This is a genomic window from Bacillus paramycoides, assembly GCF_001884235.1.
In the GTDB taxonomy this organism is placed as follows: domain Bacteria; phylum Bacillota; class Bacilli; order Bacillales; family Bacillaceae_G; genus Bacillus_A; species Bacillus_A paramycoides.
Map to the genome: position 1 here is coordinate 1 of NZ_MAOI01000034.1, position 7,579 is coordinate 7,579.

Sequence of the window (7,579 nt, forward strand, 5' to 3'; positions counted from 1 at the left end):
CAAACATAAAATCCCCCGCTTTTTAGCGGGGGATTTTTTCACTGTAATTCTTCGTTCTTCTCCTCTAATGCAGGTAATTTCTCTTTTTTCGATTTACCAAGCTTTATAACAAAGAAATATAAAGAAAGTAATGTGATAAGGAAAACAATTAAAAATGGATACGGTGAATAAAACGCACGTGCCGCCTCAGATTTTCCTGCAACAAATTTTAATGACTCAATATCTAAAAACTCAGCAAACATTTGTACACCGAGCATACTAAACCAAAAAACAAAAAAACTAATAATAATACCAAAAACTTGTTTTAATCTCGTCATTTGTAACACCCTTTCTATATTTGCGGAGTATTGTATTCAAGTGTACAGAAAGGAATTATCTTACCATTCACGAATCAATTTAATCCAATCCAAAACCACAATTTGCAAAACAATGCCCCAAATGATAAGCCTACGTAACCATCTTGGAAAAAAGGTTATACATACGACATACCATTTTAGCAACCTATTCATATTTTCCACCCTCATATGAAAATTATATAGGAAAAAGAAGATATAATCCAAACCCAACAAGAATAATACCACCTACTATTTCACCATATATACCAAGCATACCTTTCGCATGTCTACCGATTAATAAACCAATCCACGCTAACAACATGCTAATAAATCCAAAAAGTAATATGGTAATAATCGTCTGCGCTCCGTAAATTCCAAGACTAAGGCCTACCGAAAAACTATCTATACTGACACCAAATGCAAATACAAATAAACTAATTCCAATTGGGGCAGTTCTATTCTCTTCACCTTCTAAAATGGACGAATATACAATATAAAATCCTAGTCCAATTAATAAAATGGCTCCTGCAAAATTCGCAACATCCCCATACCTCTCTGATAGAAAACGTCCTAATATCATTCCGATAAATGGCATGATAATATGAAATATCCCTATCGTCATACCGATATAAAGGATTTGTCTTAACTTTAATGTCACCATCCCCATACCGAGGCTCACCGAAAATGCATCCATCCCTAAGGCGAACGCCATAATTATTAAAGGTATTAGCTGTTCAAGCGTCATTCATGTCCCTCCTCGGACGTGCTACTTCACAATATGCTTATCCAAGGAGAAATATTCTGTTTGGTAAAGGTACATTATCATTCAGTGATAATATGATGCCCCGCCGCTTTTGTTAAACGATTCATAATTGCATTTCCAATTCCTTCATTAGGGAATGACTCACTAAAAATAACATCCACTTCACTTGCATCAAACGTTCTAAGCACATCATATAATTTAGTCGCAACGCTCGCTAAATCACTTCGCATACCACAAGATAATACAACATCTGCACTATACACATGCTGATACTCTTCCGTCGTTAATACACCTACTTTAAGTCCTTCTTTCTTTTTCTCATCCACAAGACGTTGAATAAACTTACGTGATCCCTCAACAATACTAAGTGGTGCTTTCGGTGCATAATGTGTATATTTCATTCCAGGTGATTTTGGCTTTTCTTTTTCATCCTTTAAGGCTGGGTCCAAAGAAACAGTACCTATCACCGCTTCCAATTGTTCCTTCGTAATTCCACCTGGACGTAAAATTGTCGGAACTGTGCTCGTACAATCAATTACAGTTGATTCGACGCCTACTCCTGTTGCCCCGCCATCAACGATACCAGCAATTTTCCCATTTAAATCTTCATACACGTGAGAAGCTAACGTTGGGCTTGGACGTCCTGAACGATTCGCACTCGGTGCTGCAACAGGTACGTTTGCCTCTTCAATTAGAGCAAGTGCTACTGGATGATCAGGCATCCTCACTCCGACTGTATTCAGCCCTGCCGTAACCTTCTCTGAAATCCCTTCTTTTCTAGGTAAAATGATTGTTAATGGTCCTGGCCAGAAATGTTCCATTAATGTTTCTGCAACTGGCGGAATTTCTCTTACAATGCCATCTAACTGAGATTTTGTGCCTATGTGGACAATCAGTGGATTATCACTCGGTCTCCCTTTTGCTTCAAAAATTTTCGCTATCGCTTCATCGTCCATTGCGTTCGCTCCTAACCCATATACTGTTTCTGTCGGGAAGGCTACCGCTTCATTTTCTCTTAATAATCTCGCTGCTTCTTTTAATTGTGGATAATATTTTTTTCTTTCCACAACATTATCCACAACCCACATATTTGTATGCATTTTTTTCCACGTCCTTTTCTACCATGAAATACTTGTCTATTTTTAGTTTACTATGAGATTTATCCAAAAGACAAACAAGGTTTATCCACAAAATGTGGATAAACCTAATTAATCCGTGGATAACTTTGTGAATAGCTGACAATTTAGTATTATTGCATTCGGCTCTTTTATATTTTTACAAAAGTGTTCTAACTGTCGAATCCCCTCTGGCACTTTCTCTTTCTCTATAGTGACAAAGTCAAAAAACTGAAAGATCGTCACAGATTGTGGATGATTTGTGAGTAAGTACAATTGTCGAATATTTTTTTCTTTCATATACTGCAAAAACATTTCAAAAAAATATAGGAAAGTCTGTTTATCCACATTAGGTGTGAATAAACAAGAACGAATAAGCACATTTCCCTCGCTTTGTTCATACCCAATTACAGCTCGTATTTCTTCCGCCTCTTCTAAAATCATAAATTGTGCGTACAACTCATTTATTTTATCATCTTTTTTATTAGCTTGTCCGAAAAAAGAATGCAAGCTTTCCACATCTGCTTTTGTAGCAAAATACACCTTCTTCATAATACATCCCTCCTCATGTTTATATATGCGAAGGGATTTAGAAATATTATTATTTAGAGAATAAAGATGTGAAAGCTTCTACAATAAATAATTTCACCTTTGGTTTTTCTTCTTCCTCTTCTACTTTTACATACTCATTTTGTTTTTCTTGTTTTTTTTCCACTTTTTCCACAGTTTTTGTTTCTTCTTTACTTACAGGCTGTTCTTCTACTTGCGTTTCATTTTTTACAACTTTCTTTTCTTGGGCTGTTACTTTTTTCGTTACCTCTTGTTTTACAACTTTCGTTTCTTTTATTTCAGCCTCTTTTTTCTTTGGAGCTTCTGCTTCTGCTTCCGCTTCATCCTCTTCCGGTTGTTTCACCTGCTTCTCTTCAGGAGATTCAGCTTTCACAACATGTTCTTCTTTCCTTACAGCTGTACCACTCGAAAAATCTAAGAAACACATTGGAGGAAATAGCACACACCACCAGTTTGCACCTTCACCTTTTCCAATTGTAATAAGCACCGCTTCATATTCTCCTGCTGGATAAATAAAATTCCCATATACCTTTGTAGGAAACTTCACATTCTTACTGAATTTCACTTGAAACGCCTCTTTACTTCCTTCCCTTTTCAGCGTATTCGCCACTGTCTTTTCAATTTCTGGAATATGGCTTTGAATTACTTTTCGAGCCTCTTCAAATGACGTTAAATCCGCTACCCATCCATCAATTTGCGCTTTTACTTCATCACGTACTTTACGTTTTAACGCCTGATCTTTATCTGAATCACTATTAGCTAAAATACGTAATCGAACGGCCTCTTTCGGAATAACAGCAGGCCCTTTTGCATCAGCTTTCATATATCCAAACTGCACAAGTAACTGTGCACCAATTAGTAATAAAAGAAAATAAGCAATAACTTGTTTTTTCATTTCCTCCACCGTCCCCTCTAGAAACAGTGTGGACAGACTTTCATCTTTCTAAACTATTAAATTCAAAATCTATATGAATTTTTGTAACTACTCAGCCACTCTATGAAAAACCGACAGAAAAGCATTTTTTTAATGTTCGAGAGGGACTGGCTATGTATAGGAGCGGTCAGGGCCTTTTCCTGCCACACGCGCAAAGTTTTAAAACAAAGAAAGGGTAAGCAAGGTGTAGGTCCATTTTTATCTTCATGGCGGCAATCTATATGCTGAAAAATGAAAATAACTTTCTATAGGTAATAAGGGGCATATTTTCGCTGGAATAATACTCCTTACCAAACTTCTGAATGAAATGTATGGCTGAGTAGTTACGATTTTTTTATACAAAAAATAGAGTAAGGCTTATGCCTTACTCTATTTCTGCAAATACCATGCGATCTTTTCCATTGATATCAAATACAACTTCAACTTGAGCGTGTGGGAAAGTTTGCTGTAATAACATCTTTACATCTTCACCTTGTCCTACACCAATTTCAAATGCCACAATCGCTTTTTTCTGTAATACGTTCGGCAATTCCTCCATAAAACGACGATAGAAATCCAGTCCATCTTCGCCGCCAACAAGTGCACGCTTCGGCTCATGGTCCTTCACAACAGTAGAAAGGCCACGCCAGTCTTCCTCTGGTATGTACGGAGGATTAGAAACAACGACATCTAACTTCTGATCTGTTTCATAAAATGGCGATAGTAAATCACCGTGATAGAAAGTTACTTCTGCTCCTAAAGTTTTTGCATTTTCTTTTGCAACTTCAATCGACTCCTGTGCAATATCTACCGTATACACATGAAGATTTTTATTTTCTAAAGCGAGCGTAATAGAAATCGCTCCACTACCTGTTCCGATATCTGCTACGTGAAGCTCCTCATTACCAAAATGACGCTCAATTCTCTCTAGCACTCCAACTATAAGTTCCTCTGTTTCTGGTCTTGGTATCAATACCTCTTCATTTACAAAAAATGATCTACCATAAAACATTTCATAACCGATCATATATTGAATTGGAATACCTTCTACATGCTTGTGGATAAATTTCGCAAAACTTGTCTCTTGTTCCGCAGTTATTTCTTCACGCATATTCATGAGCAATCCTGTTCTGTTCGTCTTTAATACATGACAAAGGACAAGTTCTCCCGCATTTTCATCTCGTCCATTTTCCTGTAAAAAAGAAGAAGCCCATTTCAGGGCTTCATAGACACGCATTACTCAGCTGCCTCCATCTTTTGCGCCTGATCTTCCATCACTAAGGCATTGATGAAATCATCTAACTTACCTTGTAGGATTTGATCTAGCTTTTGAATCGTTAAACCGATTCGATGGTCTGTAACACGGTTTTGCGGGAAGTTATACGTACGAATACGCTCTGAACGATCTCCCGTACCAACAGCTTGTTTACGGTTTTGATCATACTCAGCTTGCGCTTCTTGTCTAAACTTATCATAAACACGTGCACGTAATACTTTCATCGCTTTTTCTTTATTCTTAATTTGTGATTTCTCATCCTGACAAGATACAACTACACCAGTTGGTAAATGCGTTAAACGTACCGCTGACATCGTTGTATTAACGCTTTGTCCACCAGGACCACTAGAAGCGAACGTATCAACACGAACATCTTTTTCATGAATATTAATTTCTACTTCTTCTGCCTCTGGTAACACAGCTACCGTTGCTGTAGACGTATGAATACGCCCACCAGATTCCGTTTCAGGAACACGTTGTACACGGTGAGCACCATTCTCGAATTTTAGCTTCGCGAAAGCACCTTTACCGTTAATCATAAAGATAATCTCTTTATATCCACCTAACTCTGTATAGCTCGCTTCGATAATTTCAGTTTTCCAACCTTGCACCTCAGCATAACGGCTATACATACGATATAAATCACCAGCAAATAAAGCTGCCTCGTCACCACCAGCAGCACCACGAACCTCAACGATAACGTTTTTATCATCATTAGGGTCTTTTGGAACAAGTAAAATTTTCAGACGTTCTGATAATGTTTTCTCTTGTCCTTCTAATTCAGAAACCTCTTCTTTTACCATATCACGCATATCAGCGTCTAACTTATCTTCTAACATTGCTTTTGCATCTCTTAATTGCTCACGAACATCTTTATACTCACGGTACACCTCTACCGTTTCCTGCATATCAGATTGTTCCTTTGAATACTCACGAAGCTTATTTGTATCGCTAATAACCTCTGGGTCACTTAACAATTCATTTAACTTCTCATAACGATCTTCTACAGCTTGCAAACGATCTAACACACCATTCACCTCTACATCCTAGTATCTAATACAAATAGTATATGGTACTTAATCAAAAAAACGCAAATTATATTTAAAAGTGCAAGCGGCTCACTCAGAATCGCAGGGCATTGAAGCTCTCGACCTTGAAGCGCTTTTTGCTTCGAGCGAGAGAGCGAAATGACTGGAGATTCTAGCCGCTGGAGCTAGATAATATATTTAAAAGTGCAGGTGGCTTGTTCAGCTCTGACCAGCTAAGGCTCTTTCGCCCTAAAGGTGCTTTTTACCTTTCGGGCGGAAGGTTCTTAGATGCGAAGAGCTAGCCACCAATCTTCATCTATTTTCGAAAAAAACCCGCTCTACATAGCGAGTTTCATTTATCTTTGTTTTGTAGGTACTGCATGACAATGACGACAACGTGGTTCATACGATTCTGAAGCCCCAACTAAAATGATCGGATCATCAAATGCCGCTGGTTCTCCATCAATTAAACGTTGCGTACGACTTGCTGGAGATCCGCATTCAGAACAAACTGCCTGCAATTTAGTTACATGTTCAGCAATCGCCATCAGCTGAGGAACTTGTCCAAATGGTAGACCACGGAAATCTTGGTCTAATCCGGCTACAATGACACGATAGCCACGATTTGCCAATATTTGCACCACTTCCACAATGTCCCCATCAAAAAATTGCACCTCATCGATTGCAATAACATCCATTTCTTCTGTTACATGATTAAATATATCTTTTGAAGCTGAAACAGGAACTGCTTTAACCTTTAATCCATTATGTGATACAACATCTTCTTCACTATAACGATTATCAATACATGGTTTAAATACAATTGCATGTTGTTTCGCAAATTGTGTACGGCGCACACGGCGGATGAGCTCTTCTGATTTTCCAGAAAACATACTCCCGCAAATCACTTCAATCCAACCATTTTGATTCATTAAGTACATTGAGCTCTCCTTTCATCTACTTTCCTAATCCAAAGTAGGGTAAAGGTTTAATATTTTCGCAAAAAAAACAGACAAGCGAATACATACACTTGCCTGTTTTATGTTCTTTATTACTTAATACCGTATTTCTTATTGAAGCGGTCAACACGTCCGTCTGCAGTAGCAAACTTCTGACGTCCAGTGTAGAATGGGTGAGAATCAGAACTGATCTCAATTTTTAGTAATGGATAAGTGTTACCATCTTCCCACTCAACAGTTTCGCTAGAGCCTTTAGTAGACCCGCTTAAGAATTTGAAGCCTGTGTTCGTGTCCATAAATACAACTTTATTGTAATTTGGATGGATTCCTGCTTTCATTCTTTTCATCTCCTTCCGCCCTGAATCATTTTCGAAACAGAGTTTTTCATCTTCAGCTGCTTACACAACTATATTGATGAAACACATATGATGAAATTATAACAAGGCTAACTCCATTTTGCAACTACCTGTTTTTGTCTTTTTAAAATTAAAAGCGGAAGCGGCTCGTCCAGAATCGCAGGACATTGGAGCTCTCGACCTTGAAGCGCTTTTTGCTTCGAGTGAGAGAGCGAAATGGCCGGGGATTCTAGCCGCTGGAGCTGGATAACACCTAAAAGTGGC

Annotated in this window: 9 protein-coding genes; all 9 read right to left on the reverse strand. The window is 38.0% G+C overall.

Going from position 1 to position 7,579, the window contains the following annotated elements; all coding sequences use genetic code 11:
* Window positions 1–38: 38 nt before the first annotated feature.
* The 9 genes from BAU28_RS05450 to BAU28_RS05495 all read right to left on the reverse strand — a co-directional run bounded on the left by BAU28_RS05450 (window position 39) and on the right by BAU28_RS05495 (window position 7,297).
* Window positions 39–317: a DUF3935 domain-containing protein gene (locus BAU28_RS05450; protein ID WP_002174360.1), complete on the reverse strand. Its 279-nt coding sequence runs from the start codon at window positions 315–317 to the stop codon at window positions 39–41.
* A 214-nt stretch (window positions 318–531) separates the two neighbouring features.
* Window positions 532–1,080: a manganese efflux pump MntP gene (locus BAU28_RS05460; protein ID WP_002174361.1), complete on the reverse strand. Its 549-nt coding sequence runs from the start codon at window positions 1,078–1,080 to the stop codon at window positions 532–534.
* A gap of 77 nt (window positions 1,081–1,157) precedes the next feature.
* Window positions 1,158–2,198: an L-threonylcarbamoyladenylate synthase gene (locus BAU28_RS05465; protein ID WP_048374864.1), complete on the reverse strand. Its 1,041-nt coding sequence runs from the start codon at window positions 2,196–2,198 to the stop codon at window positions 1,158–1,160.
* 108 nt (window positions 2,199–2,306) lie between these two features.
* The gene (locus BAU28_RS05470; RefSeq protein ID WP_071717962.1) at window positions 2,307–2,765 is read right to left on the reverse strand and encodes a GNAT family N-acetyltransferase; all 459 of its coding nucleotides are present in this window, start codon (window positions 2,763–2,765) and stop codon (window positions 2,307–2,309) included.
* Between the two features lie 49 nt (window positions 2,766–2,814).
* Complete coding sequence (spoIIR, locus tag BAU28_RS05475; protein ID WP_071717963.1) at window positions 2,815–3,678, reverse strand: stage II sporulation protein R; 864 nt, start codon at window positions 3,676–3,678, stop codon at window positions 2,815–2,817.
* 403 nt (window positions 3,679–4,081) lie between these two features.
* Entirely contained in the window at window positions 4,082–4,933 is an 852-nt protein-coding gene (gene prmC, locus BAU28_RS05480; protein WP_071717964.1) for a peptide chain release factor N(5)-glutamine methyltransferase, read from the reverse strand.
* A complete protein-coding gene (gene prfA / locus BAU28_RS05485; protein WP_002174366.1) occupies window positions 4,933–6,000 on the reverse strand; it encodes a peptide chain release factor 1 in 1,068 nt (355 codons plus the stop codon). The genes prmC and prfA overlap by 1 nt, the downstream gene beginning before the upstream one ends.
* A gap of 356 nt (window positions 6,001–6,356) precedes the next feature.
* Window positions 6,357–6,941, reverse strand: coding sequence for a thymidine kinase (locus BAU28_RS05490; RefSeq protein WP_002174367.1), 585 nt, complete (start codon window positions 6,939–6,941; stop codon window positions 6,357–6,359).
* A 110-nt stretch (window positions 6,942–7,051) separates the two neighbouring features.
* Window positions 7,052–7,297, reverse strand: a complete 246-nt coding sequence (locus tag BAU28_RS05495; RefSeq protein ID WP_000643447.1) for a type B 50S ribosomal protein L31 — start codon at window positions 7,295–7,297, stop codon at window positions 7,052–7,054.
* Window positions 7,298–7,579: the final 282 nt, after the last annotated feature.